Here is a 20,797-nt window from a genome sequence, read left to right as displayed (position 1 = left end):
GGCTCCTGCGGCGTCAGACGGCGAGCTGGTCATTGCGCTTCAGCCAGCGGAAGTAGAAGGAGGTGAAGACGGTGACGATCGACAGCAGCAGTACGCCGTACGCGGCGGACTGGGCGAAGTCGCGCGGCTGCTGGCCGAAGCCCAGGTAGTAGGCCCAGGTGACGAGGATCTGGGCGTCCGGGGCGCTGGTCGGGCCGAACAGCAGGAAGATGATGGCGAACTGGTTGAAGGTCCAGATGACGCCGAGCAGCACCACCGTGGAGCTGACCGAGCGCAGGCCGGGCAGGGTGACGTGCCGGAAGCGCTGCCAGGCGTTGGCGCCGTCCATCCGCGCCGCCTCGTACAGGGCGGTGTCGATGGACTGGAGGCCGCCGAGCAGCGAGAGCATCATGAACGGCACACCGCACCAGGTGTTGACCATGATGGCGGCGAAGCGCTGCCAGAAGGTGTCCTCCAGCCACTGCGGCTGCGGCAGGTGCAGCGCGTGCAGGAGCTGGTTGAGCACTCCGGAGTCGGAGAGCATGATCCGCCAGGAGAAGACGGTGACGAAGGTGGGCACCGCCCACGGCAGGACGAGCAGCACCCGGTAGACGGTGCGCCCGCGCAGCTTCTGGTTCAGCATCAGCGCGAGGCCGAGGCCGAAGGTGTAGTGCAGGGTCACACAGGCGACCGTCCACACGATCGTCCAGATCATGTGGGACCAGAAGCGGTCGTAGGACAGCGGGCCCCACAGGATGTTCTTGTAGTTGTCCAGCCCGACGAACTTGTAGGTCGCGGCGATGTGGTTGACACCGATGGTGCGCGCCGAGTTGAGGCTGTTGGCGTCGGTCAGGGTGAGATAGAAGCCCCGCACGAGCGGGTAGCCGACGAGCACGGCGAGCACGATGACCACCGGGGCGATCATCGCGTAGGCGTACCAGTATTTCTGGAGGCTGTTCCGCATGCGCTGCCCCAGCCCTGGCCGAGGCGCGCGGTCACCGCGGCTCTTGCCGGTCACGCGGTCGATGGCGACTGTCATGGTTCGACACCTTCAGATGGTTCAAGGATGGCCGGGCACAGGGCGGGGGCCGCCGGCTGCCTCCTCGTGGGTGAGGCAGCCGGCGGCCGTCCGGGCTTACTTGGCGAAGTCGGGGACCAGCTTGCCGATCGCGATGTCGGCGTTGCTCAGACCCGTGTCCAGCGACTCCTTGCCGCTGGCGATCTTCGGCAGCTCGGTGTCGAGCGGCGCCCACAGGGAGCCGTACTCGGGCAGCGACGGGCGGGGCTGGGCGGCGGACAGCACGCGCTGGAAGCCGGCGGTGCCCGGATCGGCCGTCACCTTGGCGGTGTAGGCGTCCATGCGGGTCGGCAGGGTGGCGTTGTTCAGCGCGATGGTCTCCTGGGAGGAGGCCGACGTCATGAAGTTGACGAACTTCAGGGCCGCCGCCTGGTGCGCCTTGTCGGAGCCGGCGTACACCGAGAGGTTGTGACCGCCGGTCGGGGCCTCCGCCTTGCCGGTGGAGCCGGCCGGGACGACCGCGACGCCCAGGTTGGCCTTGTCCTTGAAGGCGCTGCCCTTGTAGATGTTCGTGTTCTCCCAGGGGCCCTGGATGATCGCGGCGACCTTGCCGCCTGAGAACGCGTCCATGATGTGGGCGTAGGCGTCCGGGGTGGTGTCGGCCTTGTGCAGGCCCTTGCCGGAGAACAGGCTCAGCCAGGTGCCGAACGCCTTCTTGGCGGCCGGCGTGTCGATGGTGACCTTCTTGGCGTTCACGTCGACGGTGTCGGTGCCCTCGCCGTACAGGAACGGCTGGCCGTAGTAGCCCTGGGTGGAACCCCAGTAGCCGTCGGCGCCGGTCTTGTCCTTGATCTTGGCGGCGTCGGACTTCAGCTCGTCCCAGGTCTTCGGCGGCGTGGTGATGCCGGCCTTCGCGAACAGGGCCTTGTTGTAGACCAGGGCCAGGGTGTCGGTGACCAGCGGTACGCCGTAGGTCTTGCCCTCGTACTGCGCCTGCTTGACCAGGTTCGGCTCGAACTTGGCCTGGTCGGCAAGGGCCTCGGTGCCGTCCAGCGGCAGGAAGTAGCCCTTCTTGGCGAAGGCGGGGGTCCAGCCGACCTCGGAGCGCAGCACGTCCGGGGCGCCGGAGGCACCCGCGGCGGTGTCGAACTTGTTCTGCGCCTGGTCGAAGGGGACGTTGACGTACTTGACCTTGATGTCCTTGTTCGCGGCTTCGAACTTCTGGACGAGCGCTTTGTACGTCGGTGCCTCGTTCGTGGCGTTGGAGGTGTCCCACCAGGTGATGGTGACCGGCCCGTCCGACTTGCCGTCGCCGCTTCCGCCGCCACAGGCCGTCGCCGCGAGGGCGAGGGACGCCACCAGTGCGGAGGCCGCTATGCCACGCCGCATGAGTTCTCCTTGAGGGTTAAGCCCGAGTGATGCCGACTGCGCCGATGGAGGAGGCTGCCGGGCGACAGGGAACGTAACAGCGATGTAAGCATTACGAAAGGCCTTGCAGAAAAAAAGTGCAAGGGAACCCGATGGTTACCCTGTCGTTACCGCTCAGCGGCTTGCGGCAACGTGTGCAAGACTCTGCAAGCTCTTGCCACCGACGCACATAGACGAACTCGAGGGAGCGCGATGAGGCAGCAACCCGCAGGGGGTCGTTCGACCGGGCGAGCCCGGCGCCCGAGCGGTGTGCAAGGCGGGAGACGACCGGTACAGTCCAGTGGCGTGACCACACGGCTTGCCGACATCGCAGCGCAGGCGGGGGTGAGCGAAGCGACCGTCAGCCGGGTCCTCAACGGGAAGCCGGGCGTCGCCGCCACCACCCGCCAGTCCGTGCTCGCCGCACTCGACGTGCTCGGCTACGAGCGGCCGGTGCGCCTGCGCCAGCGCAGCGAGGGTCTGGTCGGACTGATCACGCCGGAGCTGGAGAACCCGATATTCCCCGCCCTGGCGCAGGTCATCGGGCAGGCGCTGACCCGCCAGGGCTACACCCCGGTGCTCGCCACCCAGACGCCGGGCGGCTCCACCGAGGACGAGCTGACCGAGATGCTGGTGGACCGCGGGGTGGCGGGCATCATCTACGTCTCCGGGCTGCACGCCGACACCACCGCCGACATGCAGCGCTACGAGCGACTGCGGGCGCGGGGCGTGCCGTTCGTGCTGGTGGACGGGTTCTCACCGCGGGTGCAGGCGCCGTTCATCTCCCCTGACGACCGTGCCGCGATGACGCTCGCGGTGACCCACCTGGCCTCGCTCGGCCACACCCGGATCGGGCTCGCGCTGGGGCCGAAGCGGTTCGTGCCCGTGCAGCGCAAGATCGAGGGCTTCCTGCGGGCGATGCAGGACCAGTTGGGGCTCGGCGCCGAGATGGTGGAGACCGAGCTGGTGCAGCACTCGCTGTACACGCTGGAGGGCGGTCAGGCGGCCGCGACGGCGCTGATCGACCGGGACTGCACCGCGGTGGTCTGCGCCAGCGACATGATGGCCCTCGGCGCCATACGGGCCGCCCGGCAGCGGGGCCTGGAGGTCCCGCGGGACGTGTCCGTGGTCGGTTTCGACGACTCCCCGCTGATCGCGTTCACCGATCCGCCGCTGACCACGGTCCGCAAGCCGGTCCCGGCGATGGGTCAGGCGGCGGTGCGCACGCTCCTGGAGGAGATCGGCGGTACGCCCGCGCCGCACAGCGAGTTCGTGTTCATGCCGGAGCTGGTGGTGCGCGGCTCGACGGCATCGGCGCCGCATCTCCTGCGTACGTCGTAGAAACGTGCGCGGCGGACCCGACTTTGGGTTGATCGGGCGCTGAGGCCGTTTTCTGGCAGACTTGATGCCCATGAGTGACTCGACCGTGACGCAGTGGGAAGGTCGCGAAGAGGCGTCCGGACCGCGGGCCGACACGGGCAGGGACGGCAGCCCGGCGCGCGGTGTGCTGGGCCGGCTGCGGCGGCCGCGCAGACCCCGGCTCTGGTTCGAGATCCTGTTGATCGCGGTGAGTTACTGGACGTACTCGCTGATCCGCAACGCGGTGCCGGAGCAGAAGGCCGAGGCGCTGCGCAACGCGGACTGGATCTGGCGCACGGAGCACGCGCTGGGCATCGACGTCGAGCGATCCGTCAACCACGCGGTGAACGCGGTGACTTGGCTGATCATCGGCATGAACTACTACTACGCCACCCTGCACTTCGTCATGACGCTCGGCGTCCTGGTGTGGCTGTACCGGTGGCATCCGGGCCGGTACGCGGCCGCGCGCCTCGCGCTGTTCGCCACCACGGGGGGCGCGTTGGTGGGCTACTACCTGTTCCCGCTCGCCCCGCCCCGCCTGATGCGGGGCGGGGGGTTCGTGGACACGGTGATGGTGCACCACACCTGGGGCTCGATGGCCTCCGGGGACCTCAAGCACATGTCCAACCAGTACGCGGCGATGCCGTCCATGCACATCGGCTGGTCGCTGTGGTGCGGGCTGACGATCTTCGCGCTGGCGTCGGTGCCCTGGGTGCGGGTGCTGGGGCTGCTGTATCCGCTGGCCACGCTGCTGGTCATCGTCTCCACCGCCAACCACTTCTGGCTGGACGCGGTGGGCGGCGTCCTCTGCCTCTCGTTCGGGTTCGGGGTGGCACGGGTCTGGTACGGAGCGGGGCCGTACGCCCTGCCCCGCAGGGTGCGCGAGGGCGCGGGCCGCCGGCCCGGTTACGCCTCGTCGTCGTAGAAGAGTTCCTCCATGACCATGCGGGCCTTGCGCGTCGTACGGCCGTAGGCGTCCAGCATGTCGCCGGCGTGGCCCTCGCCGTAGCCCAGGTAGCGGCCCACCGCGGCCAGCTCGCGGGGCTGGGTGGGGAAGGTGTCGCCCGCCCGGCCGCGCACCAGCATCACCGCGTTGCGCACCCGTGTGGCCAGCACCCACGCCTCGTCCAGGGTGGCCGCCTCCTCCTCGCCCAGCAGGCCCGCCTCCCGCGCGGCCGCCAGCGCGGCGCGGGTGCGGGTGGTGCGCAGGCCGGGGATCTCGTGGGCGTGCCGCAGCTGGAGCAGCTGGACCGTCCACTCCACGTCGGAGAGGCCGCCGGGGCCCAGCTTGGTGTGCAGCCGGGGGTCGGCGCCGCGGGGCAGCCGTTCCGACTCCATGCGGGCCTTCAGCCGGCGGATCTCGCGCACGGAGTCGTCGGTCAGGCCGCGCGCCGGGTAGCGCAGCGGGTCGATCAGCTCGACGAAGCGGCGGCCGAGGTCGGCGTCGCCCGCGAACGGCTCGGCCCGCAGCAGCGCCTGGGACTCCCAGACAAGGGACCAGCGGCGGTAGTACGCCGCGTACGACTTCAGCGTGCGCACCAGCGGGCCCGACTTGCCCTCCGGGCGCAGGCCGGCGTCGATCAGCAGGGGCGGGTCGGCGCTGGGGAGCTGGAGCAGCCGGCGCATCTCGGCGACGACCTTGTTCGCGGCGGCGGCGGCCTCGTGCTCGTCCACGCCCTCCTGCGGTTCGTGGACGAACAGCACATCGGCGTCGGAGCCGTAGCCCAGTTCGTGGCCGCCGAACCGGCCCATGCCGATGATCGCGAACCGGGTGGGCAGCGTGTCGCCCCAGCCGGCCCGGACCACCGCGCGCAGCGTGCCAGCCAGGGTGGCCGCGGTGAGGTCGGAGACGGCACCGCCGACGAGGTCCACCAGGGCGCCCTGGTCGGCCTGAACGGGGGTGGCGTCGGTGCCGTAGGAGGCGACGATGTCGGCGGCGGCGGTGCGGAAGAGTTCGCGGCGGCGCACGCCGCGGGCCGCGGTGACACCCTGCTCGCTGTTCTCCGCCCGGCCGACGGCGGCCAGGATCTCCTGTTCGAGCGCGGCACGGCCACGGGGCGTCAGACCGCTCGCCGCGCCGTCCCCGTCGCCGAGCAGGGCGACCGCTTCGGGGGCGCGCATCAGGAGGTCGGGGGCCAGCCGGCCCGCCGACAGCACGCGGGCCAGGTTCTCGGCGGCGGCGCCCTCGTCGCGCAGCAGGCGCAGGTACCAGGGGGTCTTGCCGAGGGCGTCGGAGACCTTGCGGAAGTTCAGCAGACCGGCGTCCGGGTCGGCGGAGTCCGCGAACCAGCCCAGGAGTACGGGCAGCAGGGTGCGCTGGATCGCGGCCTTGCGGGTGACGCCCGAGGCGAGGGCCTCCAGGTGGCGCAGGGCCGCGGCGGGGTCGGCGTAGCCGAGGGCGACCAGGCGTTCGCGGGCGGCCTCGGGCCGCAGCCGGGCCTCGCCGGGGGCGAGCTGGGCGACGGCGTCCAGGAGCGGGCGGTAGAACAGCTTCTCGTGCAGCCGTCGTACGACGCCGGCGTGCCGCTTCCACTCGCGGTTCAGCTCGGTGACGGGGTCGGCGCGCAGGCCGAGGGAGCGGCCCAGGCGGCGCAGGTCCTCCTCGGCGGTGGGGACGAGGTGGGTGCGGCGCAGGCGGTAGAGCTGGATGCGGTGCTCCATCGCGCGCAGGAAGCGGTACGCCTCGTCCAGGCGGGCGGCGTCCTCGCGGCCCACGTAGCCGCCGGCGGCGAGGGCCTCCAGGGCGGCCAGGGTGCTGCCGCTGCGCAGGGCGGGGTCGGCGCGGCCGTGGACCAACTGGAGGAGCTGTACGGCGAATTCGACGTCCCGCAGGCCGCCGGGGCCGAGCTTGAGTTCGCGGTCGACTTCGGCGGCGGGGATGTTGTCGACCACGCGGCGGCGCATCTTCTGCACGTCCGCCACGAAGTTGTCGCGGTCGGCGGCCTGCCAGACCAGGGGGTGCAGCGCGGCCAGGTATTCCTGGCCCAGGTTCTCGTCGCCGGCCACCGGGCGGGCCTTGAGGAGGGCCTGGAACTCCCAGGTCTTCGCCCAGCGTTGGTAGTAGGCGAGGTGGGAGGAGAGGGTGCGGACGAGGGGGCCGTTGCGGCCCTCGGGGCGGAGGTTGGCGTCCACCGGCCAGATGGAGCCCTCGACGGTGGTCTCGGAGCAGATCCGCATCAGGTGGGAGGCGAGGTTGGTGGCCGCGCGCAGGGCCTTGGTCTCGTCGGTGCCCTCGGTGGCTTCCGCCACGAAGATCACGTCCACGTCGGAGACGTAGTTCAGTTCGTGGCCGCCGCACTTGCCCATGCCGATCACGGCGAGGCGGCAGGCGGCGGCGTCCTCGGGGGCCGCGGCCCGCGCCATGGCCAGGGCGGCGCGGAGGGTGGCGGTGGCGAGGTCGGCCAGTTCGGCGGCGGTCTCGGCGACGTCCGTGGTGCCGCAGACGTCGCGGGCGGCGATGGACAGCAGGCAGCGGCGGTAGGCGACGCGGAGGGTGACGGGGTCGGTGGCGTCCGCCAGGCAGCGTTCGAATTCCGTGACGCCGGGGTGGAGGTCCTGGGGCTCGTAGGTGACCAGGGCCTGCCAGTCGGAGGGGTGGCGGGCGAGGTGGTCGGCGAGGGCGGTGGAGGCGCCGAGGACGCCCAGGAGGCGGTCGCGCAGGGGTTTGGCCGCGAGGAGGGTGTCGAGGAGTTCGCGGTGGGAGTCCGGGGCGGGCTGGGCTTCCAGGAGGCGGACGAGGCCGTGCAGGGCGAGGTCGGGGTCGGCGGTGGCGCCCAGGGCTTCGAGGAGGAAGGGGTCGTCGCGGACGTGGGCGAGTCCGGGGGTGTCGAGGAGGCGTTCGGCGGCGGTGGCGTCGGTGAAGCCGTGTCGGAGCAGGCGCGTGAAGGTGCTGCTTCTGCGGCCCGGCGTCATGTTCGGGGCTCCCCTCGGGGTGGCTCTGGTCCTGGAGGGGAGCGTAGTCGCCTGCGGCGGGCTGTGCCGGGTCGGGTGGGGGGTGGGCGTGGGGTTGGGGGTGGGGGCGGCAGCACGGTGGGTGCGGGTTCGCGTCGGGTACGGCAGCAGACGGATGCCTGCGGCGCAGGCGCGGCGCCGTCGTGGCCTTTGACGCGCCTCGCAGGGGCGGTGCGTCGGTGCCGCGCCGGGTGGTGTCCGTCCTCGGTCCGGCGGTCCGGGGGTTCAGGGGTGCGGGGGGTTTTCGCCGGCCGCTGCGGGCGGACACCACCCGGCACGTCCCCTCCCCGCCGTGCGCGGGTGCGGCAGCGTCGTGGTGAGGAGGGTCGTCTGCATCGTCTCCGCCGCCTTGACGGCCGCGTCGCCGCAGCAGTTGTTGAAGAGGAGATGGACTTCCTCGGTGCGGGTGGCCAGGTGGTGGACGCGGGGGAGCCAGTCCGTCAGCTCCTGGGGGGTGTAGTGGTGGCGGAAGCGGTCCTCCTTGGTGCCGGTGCCCCAGTGGGGGCTGTGGCCGTGGAAGCGGATCAGGGAGAGGTGGGGGGTGGTGACGAGAGGGGTCGGGGGGAGGGTGGGGGCGTCCACGGAGACGGCGGTGGCGTTCAGGTCCGTGAGGAACGGGAGCGTGCGGGCGCTCTGCCACCAGGCGGGGTTGCGGAACTCCACGGCGAAGGGCCAGTCGCGGGCCCGTTCGCGGGCCGCGCGGATGAAGGTCTCGGCGGCCGGGCCGGGGGTGAGGGACGGCGGGTACTGGAAGAGGAGGGTGCCGAGGCGGCCGGCGGTGCGCAGGGGGGTCAGGGCCTCGGCGTAGCGGGTCCACACCTCGGTCAGGAGGGCGTCGTCGCGGGGGTGGCCGCGCAGGTCCGGGGGGAGGGCGGAGGGGCGGGTGGGGTGGCCGGTGAGGAGGGCGTGGGCCTTGACGTCGAAGCGGAAGCCGTCGGGGGTGCGCTCGGCCCAGTGGGCGGTGGTGCGGGCTGTCGGCAGGGCGTAGTACGGGGAGTCCACCTCGACCACGGGGAAGCGGGTGGCGTAGTGGCGCAGGCGGCCCTCGGTGTCGCGGTGGCCGGGCGGGTACCAGCCGCTGGCCAGGAGGGCGCGGTCGGTCCAGCCGCAGGTGCCGATGAGGATGTTCGCCATGGGAGCGGGGGTACCCAGTAGTTCACCGGGTTTTCATCGCGGGGGGTCGGCCGGCGCCGGGAAGGAGCATTCTGGCGTGTGCATGCTCAGTTCGTACGTCAACCCCGATCCTCCCGGAGGTCGTTGTGTCCGGCAGTTCCCCGTTCCGCCGTACCCGTACCGCCATGGCGTCCGTGGCTTCCCTCGTCGCCGCGACCGGTCTGTGGGCCGGACTCGGCGGTGAGACCGCGCAGGCCGCGAGTGGTGTGCCCCGCCCGGACCACGTGGTGGTCGTGGTGTTCGAGAACCACGCCGACAGCCAGGTCATCGGGTCCTCCAGCGCGCCGTACATCAACTCGCTGAAGAGTGGCGGGGCTTACCTGTCGCAGTCGTACGCCATCACGCATCCCAGTCAGCCGAACTACTTCGCCCTGTTCTCGGGGGCGACCCAGGGCATCACGGACGACAGCTGCTACACGCCGGGGTTCTCGTCCGCGCCGAACCTGGCGTCCGAGCTGATCGCGGCCGGGCGCAGTTGGGCGAGTTACAACGAGTCGCTGCCCAGCCAGGGATCGACCGTGTGCAGCAGCGGGAAGTACGCGCGCAAGCACAATCCGTGGTTCGGGTTCGCCAACGTGCCCACGTCGAGCGCGAAGACCTTCGCGCAGTTCCCGGCGGACTACTCGACGCTGCCGCAGGTGTCGTTCGTGACGCCGAACCTGTGCAGCGACATGCACGACTGCTCGGTGGCCACCGGGGACACCTGGCTGAAGAACAACCTCGGCGGGTACGCGAGTTGGGCCAAGACGCACAACAGCCTGCTCGTCGTCACCTTCGACGAGGACGACTCCAGCAGCGGCAACCGGATTCCGACCCTGCTGTACGGGCAGCCGGTGGTCGCGGGGTCGTCCAGTTCCGTCACGTACAACCACTACGACGTCCTGCGCACCCTGGAGGACAGCCAGGGGCTGAGCGCGCACGCGGGCAACGCCGCCACCGCGAAGGACATCGGCGGGATCTGGGCGTCCTCCTGACGAGGGGCTTCCCGGCCCAGGTGCGCTGGGCCGGGGAGTCATCCACTCCGCCCAGGAATAGGAGGAGTCCCGCGGTGGAGCCGTCCGCTCCGGTGCCGCGCGGCCCCTGCGGGGGCGGCTACAGCACCGGCAGGTTCTTCCGCAGCTCGAACGCCGTGACCTCCGAGCGGTACTCCTCCCACTCCTGGCGCTTGTTGCGCAGGAAGAAGTCGAAGACGTGCTCGCCCAGGGTCTCGGCGACCAGGTCGCTGCGTTCCATCAGGGTCAGGGCCTCGCCGAGGTTCTGCGGGAGGGGTTCGATGCCCATCGCGCGGCGCTCGGCGTCCGAGAGGGCCCAGACGTCGTCCTCGGCGCCCGGCGGCAGCTCGTAGCCCTCCTCGATGCCCTTCAGGCCCGCGGCGAGCAGGACGGCGTAGGCCAGATAGGGGTTGGCGCCGGAGTCCAGGGAGCGGACCTCGACGCGGGCCGAGCCGGTCTTGCCGGGCTTGTACATCGGGACGCGGACCAGGGCGCTGCGGTTGTTGTGGCCCCAGCAGATGTACGAGGGGGCCTCGCCGCCCGCCCCCGCCGTGCGCTCGGAGCCGCCCCAGATGCGCTTGTAGGAGTTGACCCACTGGTTGGTGACCGCGGACGCCTCCGCGGCGTGCTTGAGCAGGCCCGCGATGAAGGAGCGGCCCACCTTGGAGAGCTGGTACTCCGCGCCGGACTCGTAGAACGCGTTGCGGTCGCCCTCGAAGAGGGAGAGGTGGGTGTGCATGCCGCTGCCGGGGTGCTCGGAGAACGGCTTCGGCATGAAGGTGGCCTGGACGCCCTGCTCCAGCGCGACCTGCTTCATGACCAGGCGGAAGGTCATGATGTTGTCGGCGGTGGAGAGGGCGTCGGCGTAGCGCAGGTCGATCTCCTGCTGGCCCGGTGCGCCCTCGTGGTGGGAGAACTCCACCGAGATGCCCATCGACTCCAGCATCGTGATCGCCTGGCGGCGGAAGTCCATGCCGACGCTGGTCGGCGTGTGGTCGAAGTAGCCCGAGTTGTCGGCCGGCGTCGGGCGGGAGCCGTCCAGCGGGCGGTCCTTCAGCAGGAAGAACTCGATCTCCGGGTGGGTGTAGAAGGTGAAGCCCAGGTCGGAGGTGCGGGCCAGGGCGCGCTTGAGGACGTAGCGCGGGTCGGCGAAGGACGGAGAGCCGTCCGGCATCAGGATGTCGCAGAACATCCGGGCCGTGCCGGGGGTCTCCGCGCGCCACGGCAGCATCTGGAAGGTGGACGGGTCCGGCTTGGCGATCATGTCGGACTCGTAGACGCGGGCGAAGCCCTCGATGGCGGAGCCGTCGAAGCCGATGCCCTCGTCGAAGGCCTGTTCCAGCTCGGCGGGGGCCACGGCGACCGACTTGAGGAAGCCCAGCACGTCCGTGAACCACAGGCGTACGAACCGGATGTCGCGCTCCTCCAGGGTGCGGAGCACGAACTCCTGCTGCTTGTCCATCTTCCGATTCCCCATCCTTGCTGGTCAGGAGCATCCCACCACAACACCGTTTCATCCGTGTTGCGGACCTTGATCGCCCCGACGTCCACCTACTGAACGCCTCTCCTACGGCAGGTGTACTGCCCTGCCGCCCATCTTGCCTGTCGGCGGCGGCATCCGTAACGGCCGGGCCGGGCGGGGCGTGGGGCGGCCTCTTGAATTTGCATCGCGAATGAGAATTTTTCGTCCCCTGTTTCCGGCGGGCGGCCCTTCGCGCCGTTCAGGAGAGCGGGGCTCCGGCAGGGCGCAGGGAGATGCCCAGCAGCACCGGGCCGGTGGGGTCCGTGACGAGCTGGTCCAGGGTGATCGGGTCCAGGAAGGCGCAGAACGCCTCCCGAGCCCGGCGCAGGGCGTCGCGCAGGCGGCAGTCCGAGCGCAGCGGGCAGGGGGTGGCGCCCTCGCACTCCACCACCTCGCCGTCGCCCTCGAAGGCGCGCACGATCGCGCCGACGGAGGCGGTGCGGCCGCGTTCGGTGAGCGCCAGGCCGCCGCCGCGCCCGCGCCGGGCGTCGAGCAGGCCCAGGTGCTGGAGCTCGGCGACGACCTTCGCGGCATGCGTGTAGGGCACGCCCATGTCCTCGGCGACCTTGCGGGTAGCGGGCGTGTCGTCGGTGGACACGGCGAGGCGCATCAGGATGCGCAGGGCGAGGTCGGTGGACCGCAGCAGCCTCATGGCGCGAGCGTAAATAATACGCATCTCGGGTGCAAATTCAACGCCTTTGCCGCGCTCGCTCTACGGCACTCCCCCACTCCCCCATTACGATCAGCGGGCTCCACCCCTGTCCGCCCCCTTTCCCCAGAAGGACATCGCCTCATGGGTTCCGCCAACAACAGCAACAGCGCGGCACGCAAGGCGCGCATCGAGGAGATGCGGCGCGCGGAGCGTTCGCGGGCGCGCCGGAACCGGGCGCTCGTGATCGCCGCGTCCGTCGTGGTCGTCGCCGGGCTCGTGGTGGGCGGTGTCGTGCTCATGGACGACGGGTCCGGCAAGAAGGACACGACGGCGAGCGGCGGCGACGGCAAGAGCGGCGGCGACACGAGCAGCAAGAGCTCCGGGGACTCCGGGCACTTCACCACCGGGAAGGACGGCGTGCGCGCCTGGCAGGGCACGCTGTCGCGGACGCACGTGACGACCCCGGTGTCGTACCCGATGCACCCGCCGGTCGGCGGCAACCACAACCCGGTGTGGGCCGATTGCAACGGCGACGTCTACACGCAGCAGCTGCACGACGAGAACGCGGTGCACTCGCTGGAGCACGGCGCGGTGTGGGTGACGTACACCGCCAAGGCGCCCAAGGCCGATGTGGCGGCGCTCGCGGCGAAGGTGAAGAAGACGCCGTACTCGCTGATGAGCCCCTACGAGAACCAGGCGGCGCCGCTGATGCTGTCGGCATGGGGCCACCAGGTGGCGGTCAAGAGCGCCAAGGATCCCGAAGTGGACAAGTTCTTCGCGGACTTCGTGCAGGGGCCGCAGACGCCCGAGCCGGGCGCCTCGTGCACCGGTGGGGTGATGAAGTGAGCCGGCGCACCCTCGGCTGGGGGGCGGGAGCCGCGGCGGCGGTGCTCGTCGCCGCCGGTGCCGTCACGTACGCGGTCGCCGACTCCGGCTCGGGTGGCGGCAAGGCGGTCCTGCGGGTCCCGAGTGCGGACTCGGCGGACGCGGGCTTCGCGCGGGACATGGCCGTGCACCACCAGCAGGCCGTCGAGATGTCGTACATCGTCCGCGACCACACGAAGAACGAGGACGTGCGGCGGCTCGCCTACGACATCGCGCAGACGCAGGCCAACCAGCGCGGGATGCTGCTCGGTTGGCTGGATCTGTGGGGGCTGCCGAAGGTGTCCGCGGACCCGCCGATGACCTGGATGGGCATGGGCGGCATGGTCACCGCGAAGGACGGCTCGCTGATGCCCGGTATGGCCACCAATACGCAGATGAGGAAGCTCGCGACCCTGAACGGCAAGCAGGCCGAGATCTTCTACCTCCAGCTGATGACGAACCATCACAAGGGCGGCATCCACATGGCCGAGGGCTGCGTGGCCAAGTGCACGGTGGGCGTGGAGAAGCGGCTGGCCCAGGGCATGGTGGACGCGCAGCAGTCGGAGCTCCAGGTGATGGCCGGGATGCTCAAGGAGCGCGGAGCCGCACCGCTCTCCTGACCAGGGAACAACTCCCTTCGTAATACAGCTGTAAGGAAAAACAGCCCAAATCCCCCTGGATGACGGTTACTTGAGTCTCTCTTTTCGTCCCTTTTACCTGGCATGAACGGTTCATCGGCCAGAGTTGCCCCCATCGTGTGATCCATTCGCCGGCTGTTCACCACCGCCGCCGGCCGGCGCGGAGCCGCGTGTACCTACCTACTACGTGCATGCGCAACGCATCGCAGGGGGTTCTATGAGATCCAAGAGCGCCAAGACGCGCGCCGTGAGCATGGCAGCCGCGCTGCCCATGATCGCCGGTGCGCTGGCGCTGGGCATACCCGCGGCCCACGCCGCGGACAGCCCCGCCCGTAACGCCCTGAAGGGCACCAAGCCGCTGTGGGCCACGGCCAAGGCGGACAAGGGTGCCACCAGCAATGGCGCCCAGGTCAAGGCCCGCGTCTACCTGGCCGGCCAGGACTCGGCGGGCCTCGCGGCCTACGCCAAGGCCGTGTCGGACCCCAGCTCGCCGTCCTACGGCAAGTACCTGTCGGCCAAGCAGGTCCAGGCCCGCTACGGCGCCACCAAGGCCCAGGTCGCCGCCGTCAAGTCCTGGCTGAAGTCGGCCGGTCTGAAGGTCACCGAGGTCACGCAGCACTACGTCGCCGTCTCCGGTGACGTGGCCTCCGCCGAGAAGGCGTTCGGCACCCAGCTGCACAACTACGCCAAGGGCTCGAAGACGTACCGCGCCCCCGTGCAGGCGGCCTCCGTCCCGGCGTCCCTCAAGGGCACCGTGCTGACCGTCACCGGTCTGGACAGCGCCCCGCACAAGGCCGACCACGACGACACGCTGCCGCCCCCGGACGCGGTGTTCAAGAACGCCGGTCCGTTCTCGTCGTACTACGGCTCGAAGACCGCGAGCACGCTGCCGGACGCGTACGGCACCAAGCTGCCGTACGCCGTCAAGGGTTACACCGGCAAGCAGCTGCGCTCGGTCTACGGCGCCGGCAAGTACACCGGCAAGGGTGTCCGCGTCGCCATCACCGACGCCTACGCCTCGCCGACCATCGCCTACGACGCCGGCACGTACGCGGCGAAGAACGGCGACAAGGCGTGGAAGACCAGCCAGCTCAAGCAGGTGCTGCCGGCCGCCTACACCAAGACCGACGAGTGCAAGGCGTCGGGCTGGTACGGCGAGGAGACCCTCGACGTCGAGGCCGTGCACGCGGTCGCGCCGGACGCCGACGTCACCTACGTGGGTGCGGCGTCCTGCTACGACGACGACCTGCTCGACTCGCTGAGCAAGGTGGTCGACAACCACCTGGCCGACATCGTCTCCAACTCGTGGGGCGACGTCGAGGCCAACCAGACGCCGGACCTCGCGGCCGCCTACGACCAGGTCTTCCAGCTGGGCGCGGTGCAGGGCATCGGCTTCTACTTCTCCTCCGGTGACGACGGCGACCAGGTCGCCAACACCGGCACCAAGCAGGTCGACACCCCGGCCAACTCCGCCTGGGTGACCGCCGTCGGCGGCACCTCCCTCGCGGTCGGCAAGGGCGACAAGTACCTGTGGGAGACCGGCTGGGGCACCGAGAAGTCGAGCCTGTCGGCCGACGGCAAGAGCTGGGTCAACTTCCCCGGCGCCTTCACCTCGGGCGCGGGCGGCGGCACCAGCAGCACGGTCGCCGAGCCGTACTACCAGAAGGGCGTCGTCCCGGACTCGCTCGCCAAGGCGAACAACGCCTCCGGCAACCGCGTCGTCCCGGACATCGCGGCCATCGCCGACCCGAACACCGGGTTCCTGGTGGGCCAGACGCAGACCTTCCCCGACGGGTCGCAGCAGTACAGCGAGTACCGCATCGGCGGCACCTCGCTGGCCGCGCCGACCATCGCGGCGGTCCAGGCCCTCGCCGAGGAAGCGCGCGGCGGCAAGGCGATCGGTTTCGCCAACCCGTCGATCTACGCCAAGTTCGGCAAGGATGGCGTCTACCACGACGTCACGGACAACCCCACGGGCCACGGCCTGGGCGTCGTCCGCGTGGACTACGCCAACGGCATCGACGCCACCGGTGGCCTGCTCTACTCCGTCCGCAGCCTGGGCAAGGACAGCTCCCTGTCCGCCACCAAGGGCTACGACGACGTGACGGGCGTCGGCTCCCCGGCGGACGGCTACGTCGCGTCGTACGCCAAGAGCAACGGCAAGAAGCACTGAACGGCTCCACCGAGCTGAACTGAGCTTCGGAAGAAGGGGACGCGGGGCTTTTAGGCCGCGCGTCCCCTTCGTGTTGCCCGCCCTCAAGCTCGGCGCCGCGCGCGGTCGATTCCCGTTCCAGGGGTTCGATAGGGTCGTATCTCCCTGACGCGGGAGACAGTCGCATGACCTTGATCGTGATCGCGCAGACGACCGTCGACGACGAGGAGCGGGCGCAGGTCCTCGCGCGTGGCGCGGTGGAGAACCGGCTGGCGGCCTGCGCGCACATCGATCCGCCGTTCACCGCGGTGTACCGGTGGCAGGGGGCGGTCGAGACGGCGCGGGAGTGGCGGATCTCGTACAAGACGACCACGGAACGGCTGCCGGACCTGGAAGCCTGGGTCGCCGAGCGGCACGGCTACGAGGTGCCGGAGTGGATCACACTGCCGGTGACCGGGGGGTCCGAGGCGTATCTGCGGTGGGTGGCCGAGGAGTGTTCGGCGGGGGCGGCCGGGTGACGCCCCACGTCGGGGGTGCGTCACCCGGCCCCTGGAGCGCCGCGCCGTGCGGGTCGGGTCAGCGGACGCGGACCGTGACCACGGTGGAGGTGTGCAGGCGCGCGGGGTGGCGGTCGTGCTTGTTCTTCAGGCCGTAGAGGACCGCGCGGAATTGCAGGTCGCCGCGGTGGGCGGCGGAGCCGTGGGCGGTGACGCGGGCGCCGTCCTCGACCGCGGCGCTGCACGTCTCCTGGTGCCATGCCTGCTTGCCGCTGCGCTCCTCCAGGCACAGCTGGTGCAGGAAGCCGGCGCTGTCGTCGTCGCCGTCCGCCTTGATCGTGAACGTCTTGCCGACGTGCGCCGTGCGCGGTGCCGTGATCTCCACGTCGCCCTTGGCGAACGCCGGTACGGCGGCCAGCGTGACCGAGGCGAGCCCCAGTGCGCCGATCACGGCCGCGCGAACGCCCCGCGACTTCTTCGTTCCGTTCATGCGTTTCCCTCCCCTGGGTCCCCCGGCATCCGGCGAGACCCGCTTCATCACGAAAGCGCCCGATTGCGCCTCGCTGGTCCTTGAGAGGGCCGGAGAGGCGGGTCGGGTTGGGTCTCGCCGGGCGGCTTTACGAAACCATGCCGAATCCTCCGGGGGCCGCCGGGCGGTACGAGTACGGGGAGAGGCTCAGGCGACAGGCAGTCCCAGGGCACGCAGCCGGGCGGCAAGACGGTCCGGTGCGAGGTGGTCCGGCAAGTGCGGGCTTCGAGGGGGCGTGCGGGGGTGCGCAGGCGGGCGTGCGGCCCATCGGGGAGCGATCCCTTTCACGCGAACGAGGGACGCCTCTGGGCCGTTCGGGCGACGCTGGGCATGTCGCCGTTTGTCGGCCGATGGGTTGGAACAGCACTGCATCGACACTGCGGCGACCCCCTGCTCCGGCCGGGCCCCTCGCGGGGTACTCCGGGCCGGGGGCCGTCCGATCTCGTCGGCGTGAAAGGTGAGTCACTTCATGACCCTCGGACTTCGCAAAGCCGTCACGGTGGCAGTTCTCACGGTGACAGCCTCGTTACTGCCGGCCGTCAGCGCCACGGCCTCCGCGCCGAGCGCCGGCGCCCGCGCGGCGGGCAACTACTGTCTCGCCAACACCTGGGAGACCCCTGAAGTACGCACCCGCCCCTGCGACGGGTTCGACCGCGGGCAGCACTGGACCGTCCGCGGCCAGCAGATCAGCCTCACCTACGCACCCGGCTACTGCCTCGCCAACACCTGGAACACCCCCGAAGTACGCACCCGCCCCTGCGACGACTTCGACCGCGGGCAGCACTGGACGATCAGCGGCGACGCGATCAGCCTGACCTACGCCTGATCCGCTCCGGGCCGCCGGCCCGAGGCCACCGCCCTGTCCGGACTTCCCGGCCGGGACCTCCGAGGCGTCCGAGGGGTTCCAGGGGTCCGGACAGGGCGCAGCGGACGCGGGGGCGATGCCCGGTCAGCGGTGCAGCGCCCCCGCGTCCTCCGGCAGGTGCGAGGTGACGACCCGGCCCGCCGAGGGGGCCGCACGGCGGCGGTCCACCGCGTACGCCGCGCCCGCCACGGCCAGTCCCAGCACCGCGAGCGCCGCGCCCGCGAGGGCCGGGGAGGTCGTACCGAAACCCGCGGCCAGAGCGATGCCGCCGACCCACGCGCCGCCCGCGTTGGCCAGGTTGAACGCGGCCTGGTTGGCGGAGGAGGCGAGGGAGGGGGCGGCCGAGGCCTTCTCCATCACCATCAGCTGGAGCGGGGAGCCGGTGATGAAGGCGGCCATGCCCAGCAGGGTGACCGCCACCGCCGCGCTCCACTCCGCCCGCATCAGCAGCGGGAACAGGGCCAGGACCACCGCGAGTGAGGTCAGTCCGCCGAACAGGGTGCCCCGCAGGGAGTGGTCGGCGAGACGGCCGCCCAGCAGGTTTCCGGCGGTCGCGCCGACGCCGAACAGGGCGAGCAGGAGCGTCACGTTCGTCTCGGCGTAGCCCGCCGCGTCCGTCAGCATCGGCGTCACGTAGCTGTACGCCGCGAACAGGGCGCCGAAACCCGCCACCGTCGTGCCGAGCGCCAGCCACACCGGCAGGGAGCGCAGCGCGGCCAGTTCACCGCGCAGGCCGGTCGCGGAGGTGTGGGTGTGGTCGTGCGGGATCAGCAGGGCCAGGGAGGCGATCGCGGCGAGGCCGATCGCGCTCACGCCGAGGAAGGTGGCCCGCCAGCCCAGGTGCTGGCCCATGAGCGTCGCCGCCGGGACGCCCGCGATGTTGGCGACCGTCAGGCCGAGGAACATCAGGGAGACCGAGCGTGCCTTGCGCTCGGGCGGGACCATGCCGGTCGCCACCACCGCGCCCACCCCGAAGAACGCCCCGTGCGGCAGCCCGCTGAGGAAGCGCGCGGCGAGCAGGGAGCCGTTGCCGGGGGCGAAGGCCGACAGCGCGTTGCCCACGACGAACAGGACCATGAGGGCGATGAGGACGGTACGGCGGGACATCCGGGCCGTGACGGCGGCCAGCAGCGGGGCGCCGATGACGACGCCCAGCGCGTACGCCGAGACCAGATGGCCGGCCGAGGGTATGGAGATGTGCAGGTCGGACGCGACGTCGGGGAGCAGTCCCATCATCACGAACTCGGTCGTACCGATACCGAAGGCGCCGACGGCCAGCGCGAGCAGGGCCAGGGGCATGGAGGGGCCTGTGCCTTTCCGAAGCGGAGGGGGAAGCGTCGTACCGTAAAGTTCAGTTACGGAACAAAGTCTCTCAGGCCCGCTATTCCGGCAGGTTACGACGGCGTGTCCAGGTTCACACGGGCGGCCACCGGAAGATGGTCGCTGCCCGTGCGCGGCAGGATCCAGCTGCTCTCCGGCTCGACGCCCTTGACCATGATCTGGTCGATCCGCGCCATCGGGAACGCCGCCGGCCAGCTGAAGCCGAAGCCGCTGCCCGCCGCGCCCTGGGTGGAGCGCAGCTGGGAGGTGACGCCGTTGAGCGAGCGGTCGTTCATCGTGCCGTTGAGGTCGCCGAGGAGGATGACCCGGCTCAGCGTCTCGTCGGCCACGGCCTCGCCGAGCGCGCTGGCGCTGGTGTCCCGCTGCCGCGCGGTGAAGCCGGCCTTCAGCTTCACCCGTACCGAGGGCATGTGGGCGACGTACACCGCGACCGGCCCCTCGGGCGTGGTCACGGTCGCCCGCATCGCCCGCTTCCAGCCGAGCTTGATGTCCACGGCCCGCACGCCGGTCATCGGGTACTTGCTCCACAGCCCGACCGTGCCCTCGATCGCGTGGTACTTGTACGTCGAGGCGAGCGCCCCCTCGTAGACCGGCACCTTGGACGCGGGGATCTCCTCCAGCGCGAGGACGTCGGCGCCGGAGCCGGCCACGGCGCGGGCGGTGCCGACCGGGTCGGGGTTGTCGGCGTTGACGTTGTGCGTGGCCACCATCAGGTCGCCGCCGCCGCCCGCCTTGTCGGTGAGCAGCCCGCCGAAGAGGTTGAGCCAGACGATCGCCGGGAGGAGTACGGCGATGAGCGTGATCGCCGACTTGCGCCACAGGCCGAGCAGCAGCAGGAGCGGGACGAACACGCCCAGCCAGGGCAGGAACGTCTCGGTGAGGCTGCCCAGGTTGCCCACGGTGTTGGGCACGTGCGCGTGCAGCAGCATCACGAGGGCGAGCAGCAGCGCGAGTGCGGCGAGGACGGCGCCCCGGCGCCAGATGCCGGGATCGTTGCGCCAGGGGGCGAACATCCGGTGCAGCAGGCGCCGAAGCCGGGATCCCGGTCGCTCGGGCCCCGAGCCGCCGTCCGCCGTCTCCGTCATGTATGCCTGCTGCGCCATACCGCCTGCCTCACTGCCCGCCGTGCACACCGTTCGTCCCCCGTTACTCCGACCCTAGGGGATGATCGGCTCCGTTCTCGCCGTCCCATGACGGCCGTACGGAAGACGATGACGAACGGGTGGCACGGGGAGTTCCGGTCAGCGGTGCGTCGCCCGCCGTCTGTGACAAAACATGCACATCAGTGCGACGAGACTGTGGAGCTGACGGGCCGTAGGCCCTCCAGGGTGGTGTCCACGATGCGTGCCGCCAGGTCCTCGGGGAGGTCCCCGTCGGGGCGCATGACGGTGCGCACCAGCATGGCGCCGACGAACATGTCGTTGGCCAGTTCGAGGTCGATGTCGTCGCGCAGTTCCCCGTCGCGCCGGCCGCGCCGCAGCACGTCGAGCATGAGGACGCGCCGGGGGGCGACGACGCCCGCGTGGTAGGCGGCCCAGATGCGGGGGCTGGACTTCATCTGCACGTACACGTTGTGCAGGATCGCCGAGGAGCGGCTGACCAGACCGCGCTGGCGCAGGGACTCCAGGATGACGATCAGATCGTCGCGCATGGAGGTGCCGGGGAGTTCGGGGTCGGGGGGTTCGGCGGTGCGCAGCACGTCGACGAAGAGTTCCTCCTTGCCGCTCCACCGGCGGTAGATGGTGGCCTTGCCGACCCCGGCGGTGCGGGCGATGCGCTCGATGGACAGCTCGGCCAGGGGTACGCCGTCCTCCAGGAGCTGCATCACGCCCTCCAGGATGGCCTGTTCCACGGCCTC

18 protein-coding genes are annotated in these 20,797 nt (G+C 70.9%); 8 read left to right on the top strand and 10 right to left on the bottom strand.

The window, feature by feature from the left end; translation table 11 throughout:
- Window positions 1-13 precede the first annotated feature (13 nt).
- Complete coding sequence (locus tag ACZ7EC_RS07795; protein WP_471059217.1) at window positions 14-1,018, bottom strand: carbohydrate ABC transporter permease; 1,005 nt, start codon at window positions 1,016-1,018, stop codon at window positions 14-16.
- 96 nt (window positions 1,019-1,114) lie between these two features.
- The gene (locus ACZ7EC_RS07790; protein ID WP_471059216.1) at window positions 1,115-2,386 is read right to left on the bottom strand and encodes an extracellular solute-binding protein; all 1,272 of its coding nucleotides are present in this window, start codon (window positions 2,384-2,386) and stop codon (window positions 1,115-1,117) included.
- Between the two features lie 324 nt (window positions 2,387-2,710).
- On the opposite strand from ACZ7EC_RS07790, the gene ACZ7EC_RS07785 reads away from it, so the two are divergent.
- Together ACZ7EC_RS07785 and ACZ7EC_RS07780 are read left to right on the top strand one after the other, a co-directional pair.
- Window positions 2,711-3,745 (top strand): LacI family DNA-binding transcriptional regulator, encoded by a 1,035-nt coding sequence (locus tag ACZ7EC_RS07785; RefSeq protein WP_471059214.1) that lies wholly within the window; start codon window positions 2,711-2,713, stop codon window positions 3,743-3,745.
- Window positions 3,746-3,815: 70 nt separating this feature from the next.
- Complete coding sequence (locus ACZ7EC_RS07780; protein WP_471059212.1) at window positions 3,816-4,688, top strand: phosphatase PAP2 family protein; 873 nt, start codon at window positions 3,816-3,818, stop codon at window positions 4,686-4,688.
- Here ACZ7EC_RS07780 and ACZ7EC_RS07775 read toward each other — a convergent pair.
- Together ACZ7EC_RS07775 and ACZ7EC_RS07770 are read right to left on the bottom strand one after the other, a co-directional pair.
- Window positions 4,670-7,675, bottom strand: a complete 3,006-nt coding sequence (locus ACZ7EC_RS07775; RefSeq protein ID WP_471059210.1) for a bifunctional [glutamine synthetase] adenylyltransferase/[glutamine synthetase]-adenylyl-L-tyrosine phosphorylase — start codon at window positions 7,673-7,675, stop codon at window positions 4,670-4,672. The genes ACZ7EC_RS07780 and ACZ7EC_RS07775 overlap by 19 nt on opposite strands.
- 264 nt (window positions 7,676-7,939) lie before the next feature.
- Window positions 7,940-8,848, bottom strand: coding sequence for a DUF72 domain-containing protein (locus ACZ7EC_RS07770; protein WP_471059208.1), 909 nt, complete (start codon window positions 8,846-8,848; stop codon window positions 7,940-7,942).
- A 164-nt stretch (window positions 8,849-9,012) separates the two neighbouring features.
- Here ACZ7EC_RS07770 and ACZ7EC_RS07765 point away from each other — a divergent pair, with 164 nt between their 5' ends.
- Window positions 9,013-9,861: an alkaline phosphatase family protein gene (locus ACZ7EC_RS07765; RefSeq protein ID WP_471059206.1), complete on the top strand. Its 849-nt coding sequence runs from the start codon at window positions 9,013-9,015 to the stop codon at window positions 9,859-9,861.
- 118 nt (window positions 9,862-9,979) lie between these two features.
- Here ACZ7EC_RS07765 and ACZ7EC_RS07760 read toward each other — a convergent pair whose 3' ends face one another.
- Both ACZ7EC_RS07760 and ACZ7EC_RS07755 read right to left on the bottom strand, forming a co-directional pair.
- Window positions 9,980-11,341 carry a glutamine synthetase family protein gene (locus ACZ7EC_RS07760; RefSeq protein ID WP_471059205.1) on the bottom strand — a complete coding sequence of 454 codons (1,362 nt, stop codon included), beginning with the start codon at window positions 11,339-11,341 and terminating at the stop codon, window positions 9,980-9,982.
- A 259-nt stretch (window positions 11,342-11,600) separates the two neighbouring features.
- Complete coding sequence (locus ACZ7EC_RS07755) at window positions 11,601-12,053, bottom strand: RrF2 family transcriptional regulator (protein WP_471059203.1); 453 nt, start codon at window positions 12,051-12,053, stop codon at window positions 11,601-11,603.
- Between the two features lie 141 nt (window positions 12,054-12,194).
- On the opposite strand from ACZ7EC_RS07755, the gene ACZ7EC_RS07750 reads away from it, so the two are divergent.
- The 4 genes from ACZ7EC_RS07750 to cutA all read left to right on the top strand — a co-directional run bounded on the left by ACZ7EC_RS07750 (window position 12,195) and on the right by cutA (window position 16,225).
- On the top strand, window positions 12,195-12,899 hold the full coding sequence (locus ACZ7EC_RS07750; protein WP_471059201.1) for a DUF3105 domain-containing protein: 705 nt from the start codon (window positions 12,195-12,197) through the stop codon (window positions 12,897-12,899).
- Window positions 12,896-13,537 (top strand): DUF305 domain-containing protein, encoded by a 642-nt coding sequence (locus ACZ7EC_RS07745; RefSeq protein WP_471059199.1) that lies wholly within the window; start codon window positions 12,896-12,898, stop codon window positions 13,535-13,537. The genes ACZ7EC_RS07750 and ACZ7EC_RS07745 overlap by 4 nt, the downstream gene beginning before the upstream one ends.
- A gap of 235 nt (window positions 13,538-13,772) precedes the next feature.
- On the top strand, window positions 13,773-15,728 hold the full coding sequence (locus ACZ7EC_RS07740) for a S53 family peptidase (RefSeq protein ID WP_471059197.1): 1,956 nt from the start codon (window positions 13,773-13,775) through the stop codon (window positions 15,726-15,728).
- 164 nt (window positions 15,729-15,892) lie between these two features.
- Window positions 15,893-16,225 (top strand): divalent-cation tolerance protein CutA, encoded by a 333-nt coding sequence (gene cutA, locus ACZ7EC_RS07735; protein ID WP_471059195.1) that lies wholly within the window; start codon window positions 15,893-15,895, stop codon window positions 16,223-16,225.
- A 58-nt stretch (window positions 16,226-16,283) separates the two neighbouring features.
- Here the strand turns inward: cutA and ACZ7EC_RS07730 are convergent, their stop codons facing one another.
- Window positions 16,284-16,694 (bottom strand): hypothetical protein, encoded by a 411-nt coding sequence (locus ACZ7EC_RS07730; protein WP_471059193.1) that lies wholly within the window; start codon window positions 16,692-16,694, stop codon window positions 16,284-16,286.
- Window positions 16,695-17,202: 508 nt separating this feature from the next.
- Here ACZ7EC_RS07730 and ACZ7EC_RS07725 point away from each other — a divergent pair.
- The gene (locus ACZ7EC_RS07725) at window positions 17,203-17,559 is read left to right on the top strand and encodes a hypothetical protein (RefSeq protein ID WP_471059191.1); all 357 of its coding nucleotides are present in this window, start codon (window positions 17,203-17,205) and stop codon (window positions 17,557-17,559) included.
- A 123-nt stretch (window positions 17,560-17,682) separates the two neighbouring features.
- Here the strand turns inward: ACZ7EC_RS07725 and ACZ7EC_RS07720 are convergent, their stop codons facing one another.
- From ACZ7EC_RS07720 to ACZ7EC_RS07710, 3 genes are all read right to left on the bottom strand, one after another.
- Window positions 17,683-18,897, bottom strand: a complete 1,215-nt coding sequence (locus tag ACZ7EC_RS07720; protein WP_471059189.1) for an MFS transporter — start codon at window positions 18,895-18,897, stop codon at window positions 17,683-17,685.
- A gap of 95 nt (window positions 18,898-18,992) precedes the next feature.
- Window positions 18,993-19,952: an endonuclease/exonuclease/phosphatase family protein gene (locus tag ACZ7EC_RS07715; RefSeq protein WP_471059774.1), complete on the bottom strand. Its 960-nt coding sequence runs from the start codon at window positions 19,950-19,952 to the stop codon at window positions 18,993-18,995.
- A gap of 269 nt (window positions 19,953-20,221) precedes the next feature.
- Complete coding sequence (locus ACZ7EC_RS07710; RefSeq protein WP_471059773.1) at window positions 20,222-20,764, bottom strand: TetR/AcrR family transcriptional regulator; 543 nt, start codon at window positions 20,762-20,764, stop codon at window positions 20,222-20,224.
- Window positions 20,765-20,797: the final 33 nt, after the last annotated feature.

The organism is Streptomyces sp. NPDC037203, from assembly GCF_055605065.1.
This window is presented reverse-complemented; position numbering and strand designations above follow the sequence as displayed.

Excerpts from the sequence above, each read along its gene's own strand:
- ACZ7EC_RS07710 (WP_471059773.1), bottom strand. The coding sequence starts at position 20,764 with ATGCAGCTCCTGGAGGACGGCGTACCCCTGGCCGAGCTGTCCATCGAG.
- ACZ7EC_RS07720 (WP_471059189.1), bottom strand. The coding sequence starts at position 18,897 with ATGCCCCTGGCCCTGCTCGCGCTGGCCGTCGGCGCCTTCGGTATCGGT.
- ACZ7EC_RS07730 (WP_471059193.1), bottom strand. The coding sequence starts at position 16,694 with ATGAACGGAACGAAGAAGTCGCGGGGCGTTCGCGCGGCCGTGATCGGC.
- ACZ7EC_RS07740 (WP_471059197.1), top strand. The coding sequence starts at position 13,773 with ATGAGATCCAAGAGCGCCAAGACGCGCGCCGTGAGCATGGCAGCCGCG.
- ACZ7EC_RS07755 (WP_471059203.1), bottom strand. The coding sequence starts at position 12,053 with ATGAGGCTGCTGCGGTCCACCGACCTCGCCCTGCGCATCCTGATGCGC.
- ACZ7EC_RS07725 (WP_471059191.1), top strand. The coding sequence starts at position 17,203 with ATGACCCTCGGACTTCGCAAAGCCGTCACGGTGGCAGTTCTCACGGTG.
- ACZ7EC_RS07715 (WP_471059774.1), bottom strand. The coding sequence starts at position 19,952 with ATGTTCGCCCCCTGGCGCAACGATCCCGGCATCTGGCGCCGGGGCGCC.
- ACZ7EC_RS07780 (WP_471059212.1), top strand. The coding sequence starts at position 3,816 with ATGAGTGACTCGACCGTGACGCAGTGGGAAGGTCGCGAAGAGGCGTCC.
- ACZ7EC_RS07770 (WP_471059208.1), bottom strand. The coding sequence starts at position 8,848 with ATGGCGAACATCCTCATCGGCACCTGCGGCTGGACCGACCGCGCCCTC.
- ACZ7EC_RS07775 (WP_471059210.1), bottom strand. The coding sequence starts at position 7,675 with ATGACGCCGGGCCGCAGAAGCAGCACCTTCACGCGCCTGCTCCGACAC.
- ACZ7EC_RS07790 (WP_471059216.1), bottom strand. The coding sequence starts at position 2,386 with ATGCGGCGTGGCATAGCGGCCTCCGCACTGGTGGCGTCCCTCGCCCTC.
- ACZ7EC_RS07760 (WP_471059205.1), bottom strand. The coding sequence starts at position 11,341 with ATGGACAAGCAGCAGGAGTTCGTGCTCCGCACCCTGGAGGAGCGCGAC.
- ACZ7EC_RS07765 (WP_471059206.1), top strand. The coding sequence starts at position 9,013 with ATGGCGTCCGTGGCTTCCCTCGTCGCCGCGACCGGTCTGTGGGCCGGA.
- ACZ7EC_RS07750 (WP_471059201.1), top strand. The coding sequence starts at position 12,195 with ATGGGTTCCGCCAACAACAGCAACAGCGCGGCACGCAAGGCGCGCATC.
- ACZ7EC_RS07795 (WP_471059217.1), bottom strand. The coding sequence starts at position 1,018 with ATGACAGTCGCCATCGACCGCGTGACCGGCAAGAGCCGCGGTGACCGC.
- cutA (WP_471059195.1), top strand. The coding sequence starts at position 15,893 with ATGACCTTGATCGTGATCGCGCAGACGACCGTCGACGACGAGGAGCGG.